The 19,313-nt window shown below is 66.4% G+C and carries 21 protein-coding genes and 1 tRNA gene; 13 read left to right on the forward strand and 9 right to left on the reverse strand.

The features are described from left to right. Nucleotides 1-12: 12 nt before the first annotated feature. Nucleotides 13-1,092: a DUF7972 family membrane protein gene (locus MUK72_RS00640; RefSeq protein WP_244702675.1), complete on the reverse strand. Its 1,080-nt coding sequence runs from the start codon at nucleotides 1,090-1,092 to the stop codon at nucleotides 13-15. A gap of 49 nt (nucleotides 1,093-1,141) precedes the next feature. Continuing rightward, complete coding sequence (locus MUK72_RS00645; RefSeq protein ID WP_244702677.1) at nucleotides 1,142-1,537, reverse strand: hypothetical protein; 396 nt, start codon at nucleotides 1,535-1,537, stop codon at nucleotides 1,142-1,144. Nucleotides 1,538-1,812: 275 nt separating this feature from the next. Here MUK72_RS00645 and MUK72_RS00650 point away from each other — a divergent pair, with 275 nt between their 5' ends. The 3 genes from MUK72_RS00650 to MUK72_RS00660 all read left to right on the forward strand — a co-directional run bounded on the left by MUK72_RS00650 (nucleotide 1,813) and on the right by MUK72_RS00660 (nucleotide 4,732). Beyond that, nucleotides 1,813-3,282, forward strand: coding sequence for a heme-binding protein (locus MUK72_RS00650; RefSeq protein WP_244702679.1), 1,470 nt, complete (start codon nucleotides 1,813-1,815; stop codon nucleotides 3,280-3,282). Nucleotides 3,283-3,350: 68 nt separating this feature from the next. Continuing rightward, complete coding sequence (locus MUK72_RS00655; protein WP_244702681.1) at nucleotides 3,351-4,298, forward strand: prepilin peptidase; 948 nt, start codon at nucleotides 3,351-3,353, stop codon at nucleotides 4,296-4,298. A 38-nt stretch (nucleotides 4,299-4,336) separates the two neighbouring features. Next, entirely contained in the window at nucleotides 4,337-4,732 is a 396-nt protein-coding gene (locus tag MUK72_RS00660) for a sterol desaturase (protein ID WP_244702683.1), read from the forward strand. 5 nt (nucleotides 4,733-4,737) lie between these two features. Here the strand turns inward: MUK72_RS00660 and MUK72_RS00665 are convergent, their stop codons facing one another. Next, entirely contained in the window at nucleotides 4,738-5,346 is a 609-nt protein-coding gene (locus MUK72_RS00665; protein WP_244702686.1) for a DUF8052 family protein, read from the reverse strand. Nucleotides 5,347-5,430: 84 nt separating this feature from the next. On the opposite strand from MUK72_RS00665, the gene MUK72_RS00670 reads away from it, so the two are divergent. Together MUK72_RS00670 and MUK72_RS00675 are read left to right on the forward strand one after the other, a co-directional pair. Then, nucleotides 5,431-5,658: a DUF8007 family protein gene (locus MUK72_RS00670; RefSeq protein WP_004050944.1), complete on the forward strand. Its 228-nt coding sequence runs from the start codon at nucleotides 5,431-5,433 to the stop codon at nucleotides 5,656-5,658. 11 nt (nucleotides 5,659-5,669) lie between these two features. Beyond that, a complete protein-coding gene (locus tag MUK72_RS00675; protein ID WP_244702688.1) occupies nucleotides 5,670-6,356 on the forward strand; it encodes a DUF5828 family protein in 687 nt (228 codons plus the stop codon). Here the strand turns inward: MUK72_RS00675 and MUK72_RS00680 are convergent. After that, entirely contained in the window at nucleotides 6,343-7,722 is a 1,380-nt protein-coding gene (locus MUK72_RS00680) for a hemolysin family protein (RefSeq protein WP_244702691.1), read from the reverse strand. The genes MUK72_RS00675 and MUK72_RS00680 overlap by 14 nt on opposite strands. Before the next feature lie 280 nt (nucleotides 7,723-8,002). On the opposite strand from MUK72_RS00680, the gene MUK72_RS00685 reads away from it, so the two are divergent. The 3 genes from MUK72_RS00685 to MUK72_RS00695 are packed head-to-tail and all read left to right on the forward strand — an operon-like array spanning nucleotide 8,003 to nucleotide 9,365. Continuing rightward, nucleotides 8,003-8,287 (forward strand): glutathione S-transferase N-terminal domain-containing protein, encoded by a 285-nt coding sequence (locus MUK72_RS00685; protein WP_244702694.1) that lies wholly within the window; start codon nucleotides 8,003-8,005, stop codon nucleotides 8,285-8,287. Beyond that, nucleotides 8,287-8,793, forward strand: coding sequence for a redoxin domain-containing protein (locus MUK72_RS00690; protein WP_244702696.1), 507 nt, complete (start codon nucleotides 8,287-8,289; stop codon nucleotides 8,791-8,793). The genes MUK72_RS00685 and MUK72_RS00690 overlap by 1 nt, the downstream gene beginning before the upstream one ends. After that, nucleotides 8,790-9,365 carry an L-threonylcarbamoyladenylate synthase gene (locus tag MUK72_RS00695; RefSeq protein ID WP_244702706.1) on the forward strand — a complete coding sequence of 192 codons (576 nt, stop codon included), beginning with the start codon at nucleotides 8,790-8,792 and terminating at the stop codon, nucleotides 9,363-9,365. Before MUK72_RS00690 ends, MUK72_RS00695 begins: the two co-directional genes overlap by 4 nt. On the opposite strand, the gene MUK72_RS00700 is transcribed toward MUK72_RS00695, so the two are convergent. Next, a complete protein-coding gene (locus MUK72_RS00700) occupies nucleotides 9,362-10,024 on the reverse strand; it encodes a CRISPR-associated protein Cas4 (protein ID WP_244702707.1) in 663 nt (220 codons plus the stop codon). The two genes, MUK72_RS00695 and MUK72_RS00700, sit on opposite strands and share 4 nt — an antisense overlap. Before the next feature lie 179 nt (nucleotides 10,025-10,203). Here MUK72_RS00700 and MUK72_RS00705 point away from each other — a divergent pair, with 179 nt between their 5' ends. After that, a complete protein-coding gene (locus MUK72_RS00705; RefSeq protein ID WP_244702709.1) occupies nucleotides 10,204-11,103 on the forward strand; it encodes an acyltransferase in 900 nt (299 codons plus the stop codon). A 79-nt stretch (nucleotides 11,104-11,182) separates the two neighbouring features. On the opposite strand, the gene MUK72_RS00710 is transcribed toward MUK72_RS00705, so the two are convergent. Further along, nucleotides 11,183-11,536, reverse strand: coding sequence for a DUF7344 domain-containing protein (locus tag MUK72_RS00710; RefSeq protein WP_004052010.1), 354 nt, complete (start codon nucleotides 11,534-11,536; stop codon nucleotides 11,183-11,185). Nucleotides 11,537-11,669: 133 nt separating this feature from the next. Next, a complete protein-coding gene (locus MUK72_RS00715; RefSeq protein WP_244702711.1) occupies nucleotides 11,670-12,863 on the reverse strand; it encodes an AI-2E family transporter in 1,194 nt (397 codons plus the stop codon). A 407-nt stretch (nucleotides 12,864-13,270) separates the two neighbouring features. Between MUK72_RS00715 and MUK72_RS00720 the strand changes: the two genes are divergently transcribed. Then, nucleotides 13,271-13,343 (forward strand) — tRNA-Gly (locus tag MUK72_RS00720). 3 nt (nucleotides 13,344-13,346) lie between these two features. Here MUK72_RS00720 and MUK72_RS00725 read toward each other — a convergent pair. Together MUK72_RS00725 and MUK72_RS00730 are read right to left on the reverse strand one after the other, a co-directional pair. Then, on the reverse strand, nucleotides 13,347-15,113 hold the full coding sequence (locus MUK72_RS00725; protein WP_244702713.1) for an ABC1 kinase family protein: 1,767 nt from the start codon (nucleotides 15,111-15,113) through the stop codon (nucleotides 13,347-13,349). Nucleotides 15,114-15,123: 10 nt separating this feature from the next. Then, nucleotides 15,124-15,507, reverse strand: a complete 384-nt coding sequence (locus MUK72_RS00730; RefSeq protein WP_004052007.1) for an Hsp20/alpha crystallin family protein — start codon at nucleotides 15,505-15,507, stop codon at nucleotides 15,124-15,126. A gap of 156 nt (nucleotides 15,508-15,663) precedes the next feature. On the opposite strand from MUK72_RS00730, the gene MUK72_RS00735 reads away from it, so the two are divergent. The 3 genes from MUK72_RS00735 to MUK72_RS00745 are packed head-to-tail and all read left to right on the forward strand — an operon-like array spanning nucleotide 15,664 to nucleotide 19,106. Next, nucleotides 15,664-15,987, forward strand: a complete 324-nt coding sequence (locus MUK72_RS00735; protein WP_244702715.1) for a hypothetical protein — start codon at nucleotides 15,664-15,666, stop codon at nucleotides 15,985-15,987. Between the two features lie 39 nt (nucleotides 15,988-16,026). Then, the gene (locus MUK72_RS00740; RefSeq protein WP_244702717.1) at nucleotides 16,027-17,235 is read left to right on the forward strand and encodes a molybdopterin molybdotransferase MoeA; all 1,209 of its coding nucleotides are present in this window, start codon (nucleotides 16,027-16,029) and stop codon (nucleotides 17,233-17,235) included. Beyond that, a complete protein-coding gene (locus tag MUK72_RS00745; protein ID WP_244702719.1) occupies nucleotides 17,232-19,106 on the forward strand; it encodes a molybdopterin biosynthesis protein in 1,875 nt (624 codons plus the stop codon). The genes MUK72_RS00740 and MUK72_RS00745 overlap by 4 nt, the downstream gene beginning before the upstream one ends. The last annotated feature ends 207 nt before the right edge of the window (nucleotides 19,107-19,313 follow it).

Genomic DNA, 19,313 nt, shown 5'->3' on the forward strand with positions numbered 1-19,313 from the left:
GCCGTCGTCGGATCATTTGTCCCCCTCTTTGACCTCGGAGAGTTCGTCGTAGCGTGCCGATTCGAGCTGGTCGGTCTCCCGGAGCACAAACGGGCCGATCGCCAGCGTCCGTTTGATCACCGTGAGCACGCGCATGACGTAGGCGAGCACCACGGCGAACGGCGAGAGGGTGAACACGTACATCGCACTGGTGAACAGGAAGGCAGCGTCGATGCCGAACACGGTGGTGCCGAACAGTCGCGCGGCGTCGAAGGAGAGCATCATGTACGCGGCGATCGCCAGCGCCGGCATCGCGCCGTAGAGGACGCCCCGCGAGATGTTGATGATCTCCCACTGGACGTAGAGCGTCTTGAAGTGCTCGCGCGCCGGACCGAAAAATCGCAGCGCCTCGATGAGCTCGTCGAAGCTCTCGTCGGCCTCTTCGGAGAGCGAATCGGCGTATTTCGCCCGGAGGTTGCGCGCCGCGTGGATCTTCCAGGAGTAGTTGTAGTTGATCACGGGCAACAGGACGTCGAACGAGCCGAAATCGGTACCCTTCAGCTCGTCCGTCACGGATTGGCTGTGGTCAAGCAGCCCGTCGGCGTAGCTCGCGATCTCCTGGAGCTCGTCGTTGCCGTCGGTGACCGTCTCCCTGAGACGGCGTGCGCGCTGATCGGCCGATTCGATGAGGACCCGCAGGAACCGGGACGGTTCGGCCGGACTCGCCATGATTCCCGTCCGCTCCTCGACGTCGCTGCGGAACTCGGTCACGCTTCGCATCTGTTCGCGCTGTGTGCCGAGCGTGTCGATCTCCTCGGAGAGCACGAACTGCGAGATCGAGAGCACGAGGGTGATGCTCGTGATGAGCGCGATGATGACCGACGAGAACAGCGACGTCACGGCGCTCGTCGTGACGAGTTTGCGGACCGAACTCGGCCCGAACACGTGGAGGACGACGAGAGTCACGTACGCTAGCAGTAGGAAGACCACCGTGACGAACCAGCGGTTCGCCGTGATGAGAAACCAGATCTTCGCCCGGCTCTCGCCGACGCGTTCGCGCATCGTGTCGGCCGGTCGCGTGACGCTGTCGGCATCGGTCGTCGAATCACTCATCGGCGATTCCTCCACGCTCCAGGTGAAACCAACTGTGTCGAGCAGACGTTCATAGCAGTTCGTTTCCCCCGGTCGTCACGTTCAACTTCTCGATCGTAGTGCCGTTGACCGCATCGCTGGCGACGAGCATCGCGGTCTCGTTTGCGGGCAGTTCGAGTGAGACGCTCGTCTGGCCGGGATCGATCGGTGCCGTCGAAAAGCTCGTCCCGCTCGCCGAGACGACGGTGATCGTCGAGACGTTGCCCGCCGACGGCGAGGCGGTGAGGGTCGCTTTCGCTCGAACCCGCTGGCTCGACCACGATTCGCTCGGTGCGATCCGCTCGAAGACCGCCGAACCGTTCGTGTCGGCCGTGACGGTCGGATCGAGGGTGAGGCAGCCGCCGAACGCCAGGCTACAGACCACGATCGTCGCCACGAAACAGCGCTGCAGGGATCGCCCGTTCACGAGTCCCTCCGGGTCGGTACGATCGATTGGGTGGGGACGATCGCCGACGTGTCCGACTCACCCACTGGTATGTTCGATATGGGGCAGTTCATGGTTCAGAGATGCGGGAGGATCGACTCACGTGCGTATAGCGAGCACGGCATGTAATAGTGTCTGCTTTCGCATGCAGGGAGAGTCAACGACACGACCGCTTCTCGTGTCCGGCGTCGCCGTCGAAGCTACCGGGCTCGTGCCGAACGCGCAAGACCCTTGTTCAACTCGCCCAAATTCCGTGTATGAGCCGACGAGAGCCACCCCAAACCGAAGAGGGCTGGTACGTACTCCACGACTTCCGGACCGTCGACTGGGACGGCTGGCGGGCGGCCCCCGAACGCGAGCGCGAGCGCGCCATCGAGGAGGGCGTCGACTATCTCCGCGATCACGAGGCGCTCGCGGACGCCGACGCCGGCGGATCGGCCGTCTTCAGCGTTCTCGGCCACGAGGCCGATCTCATGGTCCTCCATCTCCGACCGTCGATCGCCGACCTCGACACCGCCGAACGGCGCTTCGAGCAGACGGCCTTCGCCGGGTTCACCGAGCAGACCGACTCCTATCTCTCCGTGACCGAAGTGTCGGGCTACATGTCACAGGAGTATTTCGAGGGCGAGGAGGTCGAGGACACGGGGATGGCCAACTACATCGAATCCCGGCTCGAACCCGACATTCCCGACAGCGAGTACGTCTCCTTCTATCCGATGGACAAGCGCCGCGGGCCCGAGAACAACTGGTACGACCTCCCCTTCGACGAGCGCGCCGACCTGATGAGCGGCCACGGCGACATCGGGCGCGACTACGCTGGCAAGGTCACGCAGATCATCACCGGCTCCGTCGGCCTCGACGACTACGAGTGGGGCGTGACGCTGTTCGCCGACGACCCCGCACAGATCAAGAAACTGCTCTACGAGATGCGCTTCGACCCGTCGAGCTCGCGCTTCGGCGAGTTCGGGCGGTTCCGGTTCGGTCGCCGGTTCCCGCCCGAAGACCTCGGCGCGGTGCTCGCCGGCGAACCGGTCCCGACCGGCGACGATCATCCCCATGCCGGTGCGGGCACGAGCCACGGCGAGGGGCGTCACCACGGCGATCACGGAGACGAAACGAGTGAGGGTGAAGACGAAAGCGAGACGGTCCGCGACGTGCTCGACGAGGAGGGAATCTACGCGGGCCAGCCCCACGGTGAGGACGTCCACGCGATGGTGCTCTACTCCGAGGCCGATCCCGACGAACTCGCCGACGACGTCTCCGGACTGCGTGGCAACTTCGAGCACTACGATACCCACGTGAAAACGGCCGTCTACGGTAACCCCGATGGCGGGGAGTCGGCGGTCGTCAGCATCTGGGACACCGCGAGCGCGGCCGAGACCGCCGGCGGCTTCCTCTCCGATCTCCCGGGCATCGTCGCGCGCGGTCGCGGCGACGGCGACGAGGGGTTCGGCACGATGGGGATGTTCTACACGACCAAACCCGACCAGCGGGAGGCGTTCGTCGAGCGCTTCGATACGGTCGGAGGGCTCCTCGCGGAGATGGACGGTCACGGCGAGACCGACCTGCTGGTCAACCGCGAGAACGAGAACGACATGTTCATCGCCAGCCGGTGGCGCTCGCGCGAGGACGCGATGGCCTTCTTCCGCAGCGACGAGTTCCGCGAGACGGTCTCCTTCGGCCGCGAAGTGCTCGCCGACCGGCCCCGACACGTGTTCCTCGCCTGATCGGACATCGCGGCCGTTCCGACCGAAACGGGCGAAGCGTTTTTGTCCCATCCCCGAGGCTCTGTGTCGTGAACGCGCTCCCGGATCTGCTGCGCCTGCTCTCGCTCCCGCTGTTCGGCTGGGCGGCCGTCCGCGACGTTCGGACGCGCCGCGTCCCCAATCGGACGTGGCTGCCGCTGCTCGTGCTCGGGGCGGCGCTGCTGGTGTGGGACGTTGCGAACGTTCTCCACGGTGCGGCGTCGGGCGATATCGGGATGGTCGTGCTCCGGCTCGTCATCAGTCTCGGCGTCGTCGCCCCGCTCGGCGTCCTCTTCTGGCGCGTCGGTGCGTTCGGCGGTGCCGACGCGAAGGCGCTCGCGACGCTCTGTCTGCTCTTTCCGTTCGTACCGATCTATCGACCGTTCGATTCGCTGGTGATGCCGCTCGCCGAAACCAGCGGCGTCTTCTCGCTGACGGTGCTGACGAACGCGGCACTCGTCGGGGGAGCGGTGCCGTTCGTCCTGTTCGCCCGCAATGCGCTCGCCGGACACGTGGGTCTAGTCGCGTTTCTCGGCCGCCCCGTCCGCTGGCGCGAGCTGCCGTCGACGCACGGACGACTCCTCGCGCGCGCGAACGGGCTCGAAGCGGGGCTTGATCTCGACGCACTGCGGATGTATCTCCGTTGGCGAGAGACGACGCTCGAAACGCTCCGGGCGAGCCCCGATCGCTCGCGCGACCCGGCGAGCCTCCCGGCGGAGCGACCCACGCCGGGCGACGGGGCCGTCGAACCGCTCACGGACGGCGGCGAGCGCGCCGACCCGTGGGGCGCGGCGGCGTTTCTCGATGCCGTCGAGGGCAGTGCGTACGGAACGACGCCGGCGCGCCTGCGCGCGGCACTCGACGCGCTCGTGCGCCGCGAGCGCCTCTGGGTGACGCCCGCCATCCCGTTTCTCGTCCCGCTGTTCGTCGGGCTCTGTCTCGCGCTCGTCTACGGCGACCTGCTGTACGCCGTGCTGGGCGTGTTCGGACTGTTCTGAGGGCAAACCCTATGCGTCAGCATATCGAAACGAGCGCCATGCAGCGGCGCTCGTGGGCCATCGGCGGCTGTATCGGTCTCGCGATCGGCTGTGCGACCTACGGCTGGCTCGTCGCCGACGCGGCGCTGGCGGCGACGCTCGCCGGGGTCTACGCCATCGCAACCGGACTCACGCTCGAACACCGCTCGGTCGTGCCGCTGGGGAGCGGACGGACGGCGGGCTACGACCCGTGGAGCGGCGCGTGGACGGTCGTCGTCTCGCTCGCGGCGCTGTGCGGCGTGGGGTTCTGGCTCCCGCTCGCGCCGGGATTGCGGCTCGCTCTCCAGTTGCTCGTTCTGGGCGTCGGGCTGGCCGCCCTCCAGTTCGGGATCGGGCTGGTTCGTTCGCTGCCCGCGGACGAACGACCCGAGAGCGAACGGGTAGGAGCGGACTGAGCCCGTCAGCCGAACAAACCGGCGAGCCGTGCAGCCAGGCCGTTCGAGTCGGGCTCGTCGGATTCCCAGAGTCGGAAGGCGGCAGCGACCTCGGCGTTCTCGCTGGCGACCAGTTCCTCGGTATCGGGCGCGACGACGAGCAGGTTGATCTCGTAGTGGCCGTGATAGCCGTATTTGAGCAGCGTCCGGTCGCTGAAGCCGGCAACGAACGCGCGTACCTCGTCGGGGATCCGCGGGGCGACGAGGGCGAAAGTGAACTCCGTGCTGAAGTGTTCCTCGTCGGCGTCGATCCCCGCGCCGAGATCGTGACCGAGCGCGACGAGCGCTTCGAGATCGGCCACGCTCACGCCGTCGTACCGACGGGCGTACAGCCGTTCGACGGATTCGTGGTGGCCGTACGAGAGCGCCGAGTGGAGGAACTGTTTGTGGCTTTCGAGCGTGAGCGCGCCGGAGAGCGCGAACGACTCGCCGTGAACCCGCCGGTCGGCGTCGAGATCGTAGTTGAACTGGAGGCGCTCGGCGACGCGGGTCAGATACTCGTCATCGAGGGCGGGCAGGTCGAGGTCCGCCTCGGCGCGGGCGGAGTCAGCATCGTCGCCACCGCGATGGCTCATAGCGGGGCGAGGGGCGAGGCGAACAAAAGCACACGGTCGCTGCCACGCGAACGCTTAAGCAGTCGCTCGACATAGGAGGCGAGCATGGGTGGAACGGACCGCGAGACGTGCGGTCGGTGTGCCATGACGTCCGTGACCGAGATCGCGGCGGAGGGAAAGAGCGACGCGGAGCGCGCGAACGACGACCCGTTCGCCGACGCGCGCATCGAGCTCTCTGAGGACGAACTCCGGCGTGTCTCGCCATCGGCGTGGTTCGCCGGGGCGAAGAACAGACTCGATGGGTTCGTACAGCGACTCACCTACGGACGATAACGAGGAACTCGATGGAAGAGAGTATCTCCGGATTCAAAGAGCACGGCGGATGGAACGAGATCGTCGAACACGGCGAACGGATCACGCGTGCGCTCGCCGAGTTCGATGCCGACGGCGAGGCGTTCGACGAGTGGGACGAATGGCGGCCGAAAAGCCACGAGCGCCTCGACGAGGACGTCAACGAGAAGACCGCCGAACAGGCATCGATCGAGGAAGGCGAGGGCGAACGCGCCGGCAAGCAGCCGAACGAGGACCTCAAAAGCGCCGGCGAGAAGCTCTCACAGTCCTACGAGAAACTCGACGACACCGACGAGGCGGTCGATTCCTGGAGTGAGTCGCTCGAATACGTCGCCCGCGCGGCCGACTCGGCGGGTCGGAAGGCGATCCGCACCGTCGAGGACACGGTGTACAGAAACGTGATGACGCAGGTCGCACCCTACTACTTCGATAACGATCTCATCAGTGCGAACCTTCAGCGAACCGGCAACGCCCGCGATGGCGACTACGACGGCTACGTTTTCGAGGTCAACGTCAACGATGACGATCTCAAAGAGCGAGTGAGCGAACGCCTCGCCGAGTACGACGACGAAATCGACCGCTGGCACGTCACGACGGAGAAACGGACCGAGGCGCTCGAAGCGGTCGAGGGCGGCGAGGTCGACGATCCCGGTCCGGACACCGACTTCACGACGAACTAGGCTCGTCGTCGACCGCGACGGTCTCGGGTTTGGTCTCCGGCAGCCGATGGACACGCGCGGTCGTGATACGCGTGTTTTCGACCGCCTCGACCGTGATCTCGACGCCGTCGTAATCGATGCTTTCACCCTCTTCGACGAGCCGGCCGGCCCGGTTGAAGATGAAGCCCGCGATCGTCTCGAACTCCTCACCTTCCGGCAGTTCGATGTCGAGCGCTTCGTTGACGTCCTCGATGTTGACCTCACCCTGGGCGAGTACCGTGTCCTCGTCGATCGTCTCGACGGGTTCGCGCTCGCCGCCTTCGAGGATCTCGCCGACGATCTCCTCGATCATGTCCTCGACCGAGACCAGCCCCTCGGTTGTGCCGAACTCGTCGACGACGATGGCGATGCGCATGCGATCGCTGCGCATCTCGGTGAGCAGTTCGTCGACGTTCTTCGATTCGGGGACGTGCAGCGTCGGCCGGATGAGGTCCTCGATGTCGAGATCGCCCGACTCGCCGTAGTTGAGATCGCGGACGAGATCGCGGATGTGCACGGTGCCAATCACGTTGTCGAGGCTGCCCTCACAGACCGGGACGCGCGCGTGACCGCTCTGGACGCAGGTCTCGATGGCTTCCTCGATGCTCGTGTCGGTAGTGACGGCGGTGACGTCGAGCCGTGGCGTCATCACCTCCTTGGCGATGGTGTTGTTGAACCGGAAGATACGCTGGAGCATCTCGCGTTCGTCCTCGGCGATGACGCCCTCGCGCTCGCCCGTCTCGATGATGTCCTGGATCTCGTCGCGGGTCACGTAGGAGGTCTCGATCGCCGACCCGCCGCCGGTGATGCGGTTGATCTGGCGAGTGAGATAGTCGAAGACAACGATGAGCGGGAGGAGTCCGTACTCGGCGAGTTTCAGCGGTCGGGCAATCGTCAGCGCCCACGATTCGGTGTTCTCGACGGCGTAGGACTTGGGCACGCTCTCGCCGAACAGCAGGACGAGCGCCGTGATGCCGAACGTCGAGATGGCGACGGCGACGCCCTGTGGGTAGTAGAGCGCGAGCAGCCCCGTCGTGATCGACGTCATGGCGATGTTGACGAGGTTGTTCCCGACCAGGATCGTCACGAGCAGTCGGTGCGGGTTCGATTTGAGCTCGGCCATCGTCGCCGCGCCGGGTGTCCCGTCCTCGACGAGCGCCTCGACACGGTGGGCGGCCAGCGAAAACATGGCGATCTCCGAGGAGGAGAAAAACGCCGAGAGGACGATGAGGACGACGACGACGGCGACGCCGATGGCGACGAACGTGCCCTCGTCGACCGAAATCCCGAGGACATCGACGGCGAGCGGCGTGGCGAGCGGGGCCAACACGAACGCGGGGAGATACATCGACGTAGCGCTCTTGCCCGCCGGCCGGATTAAACGTTCGCATGGTTTTGACATCCTCCCCGCCCTCAGTTGGGATAGTAGCGGATGTATCGAACAGCGGATGTGAAAGAGCGTGAGACAGCTAACGCGCCCCCCCCCCCTTCCCTACTCGCGTCTCCGTTCCGACCGATAATCGGGACTCCGGCGCTCGTTGAGGAAGAGGCATCCGCGCTGTATTTTGGGTGATCGAGCCTGGTGGGGGAGGCGAAGGTCTTAGGCCGATCTCGCCCCAACCGTCGCCGTGAGCACCACCCGATCGACAGCCACCGAAGCGAGCGAACCGCTCGTGCTCTACCGGCTCCAGGCCTGCCCGTTCTGTGAGCGCGTCGTCCGCCGGTTGCACGAACTCGACATCGATTACGAATCACGCTTCGTCGAGGCGCAACACTCCGAACGCGACGCCGTCAAACGCGCCTGTGGCAAGCGCACCGTGCCAGCCATCAGCGATCCGAACACCGGCGTGACGATGGCCGAGAGCGCCAATATCGTCGAGTATCTCGACGGCACCTACGGGGAGCGCGCCTGATGGTCGAGTTCGACGTGGTCGAGCTCGACGCCACCGATCATCCCGCGGCGGGCGAGCAGGCACCCGATTTCACCCGCCCGCTCGTCGACGGCGAGCTCTGGACGGACATGTCGCTCTCGACGCTACTGGAGGACGGCCCGCTCGTCCTGCTCTTCCATCCGATGGACGGGGCCTTCCCCGCAACCTACGCGTGGAACGAGATCCGCGAGCGCGGCTGGACCGACGAGATCGCCGTCGTCGGCCTGTCGATCTCGACACCGTACGCACACAAGCGGCTCATCCAGGAGCGTGAGGTCGACGCCCGACTCTTCTCGGACCCCGGAAACGGCGTCGCCGAGAAATACGACATCGTCAACGATCTCGACGGGATGGCCGGAGTGTCGGAGCCACGACCCGCAGCGTTCGTCGTCGACGCCGACGGAACGATCCAGTACGCGTGGGTCGCCGAGGAGTGGCCGTCCTTCCCCGACTACGACGCGATCGAGGCGGCCATCGACGAGCTATGACGGACGTTGCAGCCGCGGCCGAGACCGTCCGCGAGGGCGGACTCGTCGTCTATCCGACCGAGACGGTCTACGGACTCGCTGCCGACGCGCTCGACGCCGACGCCGTTGAACGAGTCTTCGCGGTCAAGGGCCGCTCGCACGAGAAGCCGATCTCGCTGGCCGTGCCAACCGTCGAGGCGGCGCTCGCACACACCGAGCCCACCGAGCGCGAGCAGCGGTTCATGGACGAGTTCCTGCCCGGTCCCGTCACCGTGCTCGTCGAGGCAGGGCCGGAAGTGCCGGACGTGCTGACCGCCGGGCGTTCCCGAGTCGGGGTGCGCGTGCCCGACCAGCCGGTGGCGCAGGAACTCCTCGAACAAAGCGGACCGGCAACCTCGACGAGCGCGAACGTGAGCGGGCAGCCGAGCGCGCGACGTGTCGCGGAGATCGGCGAATCGGTACGGACGGCCTGCGGGGCCGTGCTCGACGACGGCGAATGTCCGGGCACCGAGAGCAGCGTCGTCGACGTCGCCTCGGGCACGATCCACCGCCGCGGGGCACGGGTCGCGGATATCGAGGCGTGGCTCGACTAGCCGAGGCCGAGCAACGAGCGCAACGACCGCGTCTTCACGCCACATTCCTCGCGGTACTCGCAGGACTCACACTTCGAGCGGTCGTCGAGGCGCGGCGGCGGACCGTCGATCGATTCGAGCGTACGGATAGCCGTCCGGTAGGCCGCCTTCCGCCGAGTCGTCAGCGCCACTTCGCGAATCACGCCGTAGGTCGGATATTCGACAAATGCCCGCTCGACGGGCGTTTCGCGCTCGTAGGCGAGCGCCTTCGCGGCCGCGACGGCGTGGACGGTCTGGGGCTGCCAGACGCCGTTTTCAGGTGGGCTGCCGGCCGAAACGAGCGACGGGACGGGTGTATCGAGCTCTAAAATCTTGTGGGCGATGCCGCGACAGTCCTTTCCCGTGAGGAGCACATCGCGACCGGTAGGATCGCTGAGCTCGTCGAAGGCGTCGAAGCGAGCTTTCGCGCACGAAAGATTTGTCCTGAGCTGGGTCGGCGTGACCGCGATCGGTGCGTCGGCGAGGTCCGCCCCGTCGAGGAGCTCGTCGTATCTGAAGGCGAGTTCGCGGCGCTGTTCGACCTCCGGCGGTGGTCCGCGATCGTCGTCCTGCCGACGATAATAGCACTGCCGTGGGCAGTACGCGGCCGATCTGAGGTCGCTGAAAGCGTGTTTGCCCATGTGACGGCTGGCCGTGTCATCCGGTATAAATACTCGTACGCGTCTTGCGTCTTTGCCCCCCCCCCCCCCCTCTCCCGAACCTTCGACAGCACGGATGTCATGGCAACAAATACCATCAACCATGGCATATCGGTGCCGATGACGGAAGCCATATTGGCCCGGAATCACAATTCTCGGTGATGACGAAACGCCACGTGACGCTGCCGGCGGCCGCCGAAGCCGGCCTGGAGGAGTTCCTCACCGACGTCGACGAGCGGCTCTCGGGGCCCGAAGACACCTGTACGGTGGTCGCCGAGACGCTCGCCGGCCTCTACGGCGATGGCGACGCCTATCGACGATTCCAGGACGGCGAGGACGTTTCACCGGCCGAACGGGTACGATTGCAGGGCTACGACCCCTGCAACGCGACGCTCGAAAGCGAATACTACGCCGAGAAGGACGAGGAGCAGTTCGAGGAGTCGAAGCATCTCCAGTGGCTCTGGCGACAGTTCGACGCCACGCCGATGGCCGACAACGTGGAGTTCGCGCTGCGCTTTCGGGCGATGCTCGCCGACCACCTCTTCGCGGAGGCGGGGGAGAACCTCCGACTGTTCAAGGGTATCTCGATGACCTACGGCCACAACATCACGATGGGCGACAACACGGTGGTTCACGACGACGTCCATCTCGACGATCGGGGGGAGCTCGCCATCGGCGACCGGGTAAGTATTGCCGACGACGCCCACATCTACAGCCACGATCACGACCTCGTCGACCAGACCGATATCGATAATTTCCGAACGATCGTCGACGACGACGTCCGCCTCGGCTACGACTCGATGGTTCGGGCCGGCGTGCACGTCGGCGAGAACGCGATGCTCGGCGCGAAGGCCGTCCTCCAGCGCGACGTGCCGGCCCACCACGTCGCCGTCGGGACGCCCGCGACATCGATCCGCGTCAAACCCGGCTGGGAATCAGTCGCTGAACCGATCGAGGACGCGAACACCGACCGCCGCGAGCAGCGTCGTCTCGAAACCGAACTCCCGCCGGCGCTCGACGTCTTCGACGAGTTCGGCCGTGATCTGACGCCGCCGAACTGAGTAGGGTACACACGTTACGGGTGACGATAGCAGGGATAGCGACGGCAATCGGCAGACGAAAAACGCGTGGCGAGGCGCATCAGGGCACGTTCGACCACCGCGAGCGTTCCGGCGCGGCGGCCGAGTCCGACGCCGCGATCGCCATCCGGCTTTCGGGATCGTACTCGACGAGATCGCGGTCGACGAGTTCGGGGATGTGGACGTGATGGAGACGGATCGCGACACGCGTCCGCTCGTCGTCGCTCACCGATTCGAGTGCGGTCGTGCGCTCGCTCGCCACGACGTGAGTCGCGAGGGTGGCGAGCTCGACGGGGTAGAAAAAACGACCAAGACAGCCCATCAGATGTCGCTTTCTGGCGTCCCCAGTGCTCGGAACCGACGGATCGATCGCGTCGACGGCCGTCCGCTCGGCGGGCGAAGAGTTGTCGGACATTGGGACGGATCAACACACGAGCGTACCAGTGATAAAGAATTTGCATGATTGATCTGGGTAGCGTGTGCTTCCCTATCGACGTTCACGATCGTCGAATCGCCGAACGGATCGTGAGACGGTCGGTAACCGGCGTTCAGCCCGCATCGCTCGGACCATCGCCCGTCGTGGCCGTGTCGTCCGTTCCATCGGACGGCTCGTTCGTCCCGGCCGCATCGGCGGGCGCGGAACCGACGTCGGTGGCTGGACTCGTCTCCGGGCCGACCGAGCGCCCGTGAAGCAGCCCCGGCAGCACGACGTTGATGAACTGGACGACGAACACGACGACCAGCGGGCCGAAGAACAGGCCATACCAGCCGAACAGGACCGTCCCGAGGACGTAGGCGAACATCACGAGCCCGGTGTGGAGGCTCTGACCCGAGAGATACGGCCGGAGAAACATGACCGGCAGCATATCGAGGAGGACGAACGAGACGACGAAAAAGAGGGCCGGAAACCACAGAAGCGTGGGATCGGTCCGAAACGCCTGTGCAGCGAGATAGAGGCCGAGCGGGACGTAGACGAGTTTGCCGACGACGATGGGGACGAAGCTCGCGAGCCCGGTCGCCAGCGCGAGCGCCGTCGCCAGCGGGATCGAGAGCTGTGCCGGCGCGACGGCGTTCAGTCCGTTGTAGACGACGACGGCCACGACCGCGACGAGCAACACGGTGAGCACGTTGCCGAAATAGACCGAATGGAGATCGCGGTCGATCGCCGAGAGGAAGGCGTGCTGGGCCGTTTCCCGATCGCCGACCTCGGCACGAAACCACGCCGCGAGGTCGTGCTCGTCGCGCAGGAGATAGAAGGCGAACGCGAGCGAGAGGAAGGCGTGCAACAGGCCACCGGAGAGCGTCGAGAGCACGCCCAGCCCCTGGTTGAGCACCTGCTGGAGGACGCCGGACTGGCTCAACCGATTTCTGAGGACGGTGAGTGCGTCGACGGGCCCACCCTGGAGTTTCGAGACATCGAGATACGGCTGGAGGAACTTCGTGTACTCGCCGACGGGCGTCCCCTGGAGCGAGCTGAGCTGGCCGAGACCGATGACGACGAGATACGCGCCGAGCAACAGTGCCGGCAGCGCGACGACGACCATCGTCAGCGCGGCCGAGAGGCCGCTCGACAGATGGTCTTCGAGCCGGCGGTTCACCGGTCGGACGGCGTAGTAGACGAACAGGCCGAGCACGAACGTCCCGACGAACGAGTAGCCGACGAACAGCACCGTCGCCGCGACCACGAGGCCGAGCAGCCACCAGCCGAGCCGTGAGTGATCACCAAGCGAAACGCTATCCATATGCTCGAAAACACCGACCGGCGGAAAACGCTGCTGCCGGCACGGACGGAGCACGATCGGCGGCCACAACCACCACAAAGCTCATTACAGATGGTCCGAAAGCGATAGCTGGGACGACGGTGCTCCCGCTCGGAGGCAGGTTCGCATCGGCAAAAAGACCCCGTTGCGTGGCATCACCCTGTCTTCGGGGTTTTCCAGACTGGTCCGCTGCCAGCCTATCGGCTACGGGTTACGGTGGGTCAAAAACGTTCTGTTTCATATCAACGACAACGCGAACTGCGTTGCAACCGGTTGTGATCGACGGTTGGGGAAACGATCGGTGGCCGACGCTCGACGGTGACAGATCGATCGTCTCGGTGGATCGTGACCGTTATCGTTATGATGCCGGTCGCACAAGCGTGGAACGCGCGTCAGTGGTGTAGCCTGGTATCACCTCAGCTTCCCATGCTGATGACCCGCGTTCAAATCGCGGCTGACGCATTCCTAGTCGTTCTCGATGTCACCCTCGGGGTCGCCCGTCGGCGCACCGACTGATTCCGTGTCCTCACCCGCCTCGGCCATTGCCTCGATACCGCCGGTGCCCTCCGCCTCGGTCGGGCGCTGCTGGCTGAGCCCCTGCCGAGTGAACTCCGGGGTCGCCCGCGTTCCGGAGCGACCGCTGCGAAACGAGCGCACGAGAAAGAGCGCGACGCCGATCGAGAAGGCGGCGGCGACGACGGTCGCGCCCGTGGTCGCAAAGGAGTAGAGCATCGCCGTCGAGATGACGCCCGCGGTCAACAGCGCGCCGAAGATGAGACGGTTGGCGAGCGACTCGAACAGGCCGTCGGTGTCGTCGAGATCGGCATGCACCGAGAGCTCGCCCTGATTCAGTGAATCGAGCGTCTGCTCCAGTTTGGGTGGGGTTCGTACCGCCGCCTCCGCGAGGTCCTGGACCTCCTCGCCGCGGCTTTCGAGGAACTGCTTGATCCCCTCCTCGCGGTAGCCCTCCTCGACGAGGTAGTCGGTGGCGACCGAGATGAAGTCGAAGTTCGGTTCGAGCGTGACACAGACCCCCTCGACGACCGTCGCGACGCGGAGCACCAGCGCGAGATTGGCGGGCAGGCGCAGCGGGAACTCGTAGATCGTGTCCTCGACCTGGCCGACGACCTCCTGGATGCGGTACTGTTCGACCTCCTCGCCACGGACGTCCTGAATGGCGAGCTCCATCACGTTGCCCATCGTCTCGCGGTCGGCGTCGGGGCTCAGAGTGCCCATCTCGACGAGCGCGTCGAGGATGGCGTCGATGTCCTGATTGGCGATGCCGATGTAGAACTCGATGATCTTCTCCTGAATGTAGCCCTCGACGCGACCGCTCATCCCGAAGTCGTAGAAGACGAGCGTGCCGTCGGGCTTGACCGCGAGATTACCCGGATGAGGGTCGGCGTGGAAGACGCCGTCGTCGACGATCATCTGGAGATAGATGCGTTCGAGGCGCTCGGCCAATCCCGTGCGATCGATCCCCATCGAGTCGAGCTTGTCGGTATCGGTCACCTTCGTCCCGCTCACATACTCCATCGTGAGCACGCGCGGTGTCGAGTGGCTCTCGACGACGCTCGGGATGCGGATGTCGTCGTTGCCAGCGAAGTTCGCCTTGATCTCCTCCAACATCCGCGCCTCGCGCGCGTAGTCGATCTCTTGGTGGATCGTGGTGTCGAACTCGTCGGCGAGCGTTTCGAGCGAGAACGAGCGTGCCTCGCCGATGAAGCGGATGATGATCGGCAGGCTCCACTTGATGACTTTGAGGTCAGCTTCGACGAGCTCCTCGATGCCCGGCCGGCGGACCTTCACGGCGACCTGCTCGCCGTCAAGTTCGGCCCGATAGACCTGTCCGAGGCTCGCCCCGGAGATGGCGTCGGTGTCGAAACTGTCGAAGGCTTCCTCGGCGGGACCGAGCTCCTCACGAATGACCACCTCGGCCTCGCTCCAGTCGGCCGGCGGCACCTCGTCCTGGAGCTTCGAGAACTCGGCGACGTATTCGGGCGGGAGGACGTCCGGCCGCGTCGAGAGGATCTGCCCGAGTTTGATGAACGTCGGCCCCAAGGTCAACAGCGTATCGAGCAGCGTTCGCGCGCGCTCGCGACGCATGGCGCTCGTGACCTCGCGCTGCCCGCCGAAGAGGATGAAGCGCCGACGATCGCGGAGATAGGCGACGATCAGCGGGAAGAACTGGCGGACGACGACGAAGAATCGCCCGTACGCGCGGACGTTCACTACGGGACCCTCACGTCTCGGCGGCCGACCCCGGCCCCTCGCCGGTCGTTATCGGAATCGTCGTCTCGTCGGTGCTCTCGCGTTTCGGCAGGCGGAGCGTGAGCGTGCCGTGATCGAGCGAGCCGTCGGCCTCGCTCGCGACGACGGTCGGCGGCAGCGGGAGGTCGGTGTCGAGAAAGAGCGGGCGATCCTCGCGCAGGTAGCGAAAGTCCATCGGAAGGTTCTTCTCCCGACGCGCTTCGATGTGGAGGTGAGTTCCCTCCGTCCGGACGTCGAGCGTCTCGCTGCTCACGCCGGGCAGGTCGATGACGATGAGATACGCCGTCTCGGATTCGTACAGGTCGGCGAACACCGGGTCCGGGAGGTCACCCAGCGCGTTCGACAGCGCGGACATAGTGTGACGAAGCAGCGCCACGGCGAAAAACCCCCCGATAGCGGCCGTCGAAACGGTCGATCACGGCGGTGAACGGTCCGAAACGATCCGAAACAGTGGGAAACCGTCCACAACCATCGGGACCCTTCTTGTCTGACACGGCCATCCTGAACAGTAATGACGCAGGCCCCGCGCAACGGCATCGAGGCGAACGACGGACGGACCCCTCCTGCGGTCGTACTTCGGAACGAGGACGACGCCGCCCACGCGCTCGACGTACGTATCACCGGCGGTGACGGCGTGGTCAACACGGCCAGCCACACCGTCGCCGGCGACAGCCAGTACGCCATCGAGTCGGCCGGGATCGACAGCGGGACGCTGCGGGTCGAACTCCACGCCGACAACGGCGGGGCCGCGAGCCTCACCGTCGACACGCGGGAGTCGTCCGCTCCGGAGTTCGTCGTCCGCCAAGAGACGATCCTCGTTGCCGGCCTGCACTGACCCGCCAGACGTTTTTGTACTGCCGTCCGTAGAGCGTCCATGAGCGACGCCACCGCGGGGTTCAAGCGGTTGACGCGCCTCAATCGGGCGCGCGAGCGCCTCGAAGAGCGCCTCGTGCCGACCGACCGCACGACGACGCGCCGGCTCGAAGCGGCCGACGGGTGCGTTCTCGCGACGGCGATCGATGCCCGGCGGGACGTGCCCCACTACGAGCGCGCGGCGATGGACGGGTTCGCGGTGCGCGCACGCGACACCTTCGGTGCGAGCGAGCGTTCGCCCGCCGTTCTCGATCGCGCCGAGACGACGAACCCGAGAGCCGGAACGTGGGTCCACACCGGCAGCGAACTTCCTGCAGGAGCGGACGCGGTCGTGATGGTCGAACGGACAGAAGCGATCGGCGAGGAGATCGAGGTTCACGAACCGGTCGCCGAAGGGGCAAACGTCGCACCCGTCGGGGAGGACGTCGAAGCGGGAGCGCGTCTCTACGGGCCCGGTCATCGCCTTCGGCCGTCCGATCTCGGCCTGCTGAAATCGGTCGGCGTGCGGGAGATCGAGACGTACGACCCACCGACCGCCGGCGTGATCCCGACCGGCGAGGAGCTCGTTCAGCACGAGCCGGAAGCGGGCGAGACGATCGAGACCAACGGGCTCACCGTCTCGCGATACGTCGAGCGCTGGGGCGGCGAGGCGACCTACCGGGATGTCGTCACCGACGACCGGGCGGCGCTGCGGGCGGCCATCGAGCGCGACCTCACCAAGGACATCGTGGTGGCCACGGGCGGTTCGTCGGTCGGCGAGCGCGATCTCGTCCCATCCATCGTCGACGAACTCGGCGAGCTACTGGTCCACGGTATCGCGCTCGAACCCGGCCATCCGGTCGGGATCGGGATCGTCGAGGAGACACCGGTTCTTGCACTGCCAGGCTATCCGGTCGCGGCCATCGTCACCGCCGTACAGCTGCTCCGATCGGCGCTCAAGCGGATCGGTCGGCTCCCGCTCGATTCGCAGCCGACGACCGAGGCACGACTCGACGCGAAACTGCCGAGCGAGCCCGGAACACGGACGTTCGCACGCGTCGAGTTGGATGAGGAGAATGATGAGCCGGTGGCCGTGCCGGTGCGGACGGGCGGTGCGGGCGTGCTGTCGAGCGTCGCGCTCGCCGACGGCTGGGTCGTCGTCCCCGAGTCGAGCGAGGGGCTGCCGGCCGGCGAGACCGTCGCCGTCGAACACTGGGAGCGCCTGCCATGAGCGGACGGAAGGAGTTCCGCGATCTCGCATCCCCCGAAGAGGCCCACGAGACGATCGCCGGGCTCGACATCGGTGGCGGGAGCGAGACTGTGCCGCTCGCCGAGGCGAACGGACGGGTGCTCGCCGAGCGGGTCGATGCCGGCCTGGACGTGCCGGGGTTCGACCGCTCGGGGCTCGATGGCTACGCACTCCGCGCGCGGGACACCTTCGGCGCGAGCGAGGGCGATCCCGTCGCGCTCAGCGTCGTCGGAACCGTCGAAGCGGGCCAGCGCCCGGCCACCGATCCGGAAAGCGGAGAGGCCGTCGAGATCGCCACCGGGGCCGTGATGCCCGACGGGGCCGACGCGATGGTGCCCGTCGAGCGGACCAGCGAGGCTGACGGGACAGTTCGCGTGGACACCGCCGTGACGCCGGGCGAGAACGTGATGGCCGCGGGCGCTGACATCGCGGCCGGCGAGCGCGCGCTCGGCCCCGGAACGCGCCTTACCGCCCGCGAGATCGGACTGTTGTCGGCGCTCGGGATCGACGAGGTGCCCGTGCGCGCGAGCCCGCGGGTCGGCATCGTCTCGACGGGCGACGAACTCGTCCGACCGGGCGAGGAGCTCGACAGCGGGCGCGGGCAGATCTACGACGTGAACAGCTACACGACGGCCGCCGGGGTCAGGGAGGCCGGCGGCGAACCCGTTCTCTACCCGCACGCGGGCGACGACATGGACGCGATGGAGCGAGTGCTTCGAAAGGCCGCCGACGAGTGCGATCTCGTGCTGTCGTCGGGATCGACCTCCGCGAGCGCCGTCGACGTCGTCTATCGCGTCATCGACGAGCAGGGCGAGCTGCTCCTGCACGGGGTGGCGATCAAGCCGGGCAAGCCGATGCTCGTCGGCCGGCTGGACGAGGCGGCGTACGTCGGTTTGCCGGGCTATCCTGTCTCGGCGCTGTCGATCTTCCGGACGTTCGTCGCACCGGCCATCCGCCGGGCTGCGGGACTGCCCGAACCCGAGACGGCGACCGTCGAGGCGCAAATGAGTGGTCGGGAACGCTACGAGGGCGGTCGCCGCCGGCTCGTGCCGGTCGGATTGGTGACGAATGGTGATGGAAAACTGTTGGCCGCTCCCGTCGACAAGGGCAGCGGCGCGACCACGAGCCTCGTCGAGGCGGACGGGATCGTCGCGATGCCGGCCGATGTCAACTACCTCGACGAGGACGAGCGGGTGATGGTCGAGCTGTTCTCGCCGGACGTTCGCCCGCCGACGCTGTTCGGCGTCGGCGAGGACGATCCGCTTTTCTCGCGGCTGCTCGATCGGCTGGATCGACCGCGCTACCTGCGGCAAGGCAGTCGTGGCGGGCAGCGATATCTACGCGACGGCGTGACCGACATCGGCGTGAGTTCGATCGACACTGAGATCGGCACCGAGATCGGCGGCTGGACGCGCGAATGGGGGCTCGTCGTGCCTGACGGGAACCCGGAGGACGTGACGGGGCTCGGAGCGCTCGTGGACGAGGATCTACGCTTCGTCAACCGACCAACCGAATCGGGGCTCCGGACGAGTCTTGGGAACGCGCTCGCGGAGCTCGCCGACGAGCGTGGGGTGGAGCGCCACGAGCTCGTCGAAGCCATCGACGGGTTCGAGTTCACCGTCCAGGCCCACGAAAGCCCCGCGCGCCGGGTGCTCGCGGGCGATGCCGACGTCGGGCTCGGCCTGCGCGCGACGGCCACCAGCCTCAGCTGTGGGTTCGTCTCAGTCGGGAGCGAGCGGGTGCGTGTGCTCGCGAACCCCGAACGCACGGGCAAAGCCGGTGTCGAAGAGCTCGACCGTGAACTCGACGCGATCGACGATCTACTCGACGAACTGCCCGGCTACGGCCGCTGAAGCGCCGGGCGGCGGCCGGCGGTTGCGGTGCTGTGCGGTCCCTGGCGGATGAAGGGCGAGGCACGCGAGCGACCGTAGGGAGCGAGTAGCGAACGGAGTGAGCGCGTGCTGAGGGCTTTGGCGGTGCGGAGGGGTGCTGTGCGGGTAGTGAGACTTGTCCGCACGAGCGTAGCGAGTGCGGTTCACCGCGAGCGAACGAAGTGAGCG

It is taken from the genome of Halococcus dombrowskii (assembly GCF_022870485.1).
Classification (GTDB): Archaea; Halobacteriota; Halobacteria; order Halobacteriales; family Halococcaceae; genus Halococcus; species Halococcus morrhuae.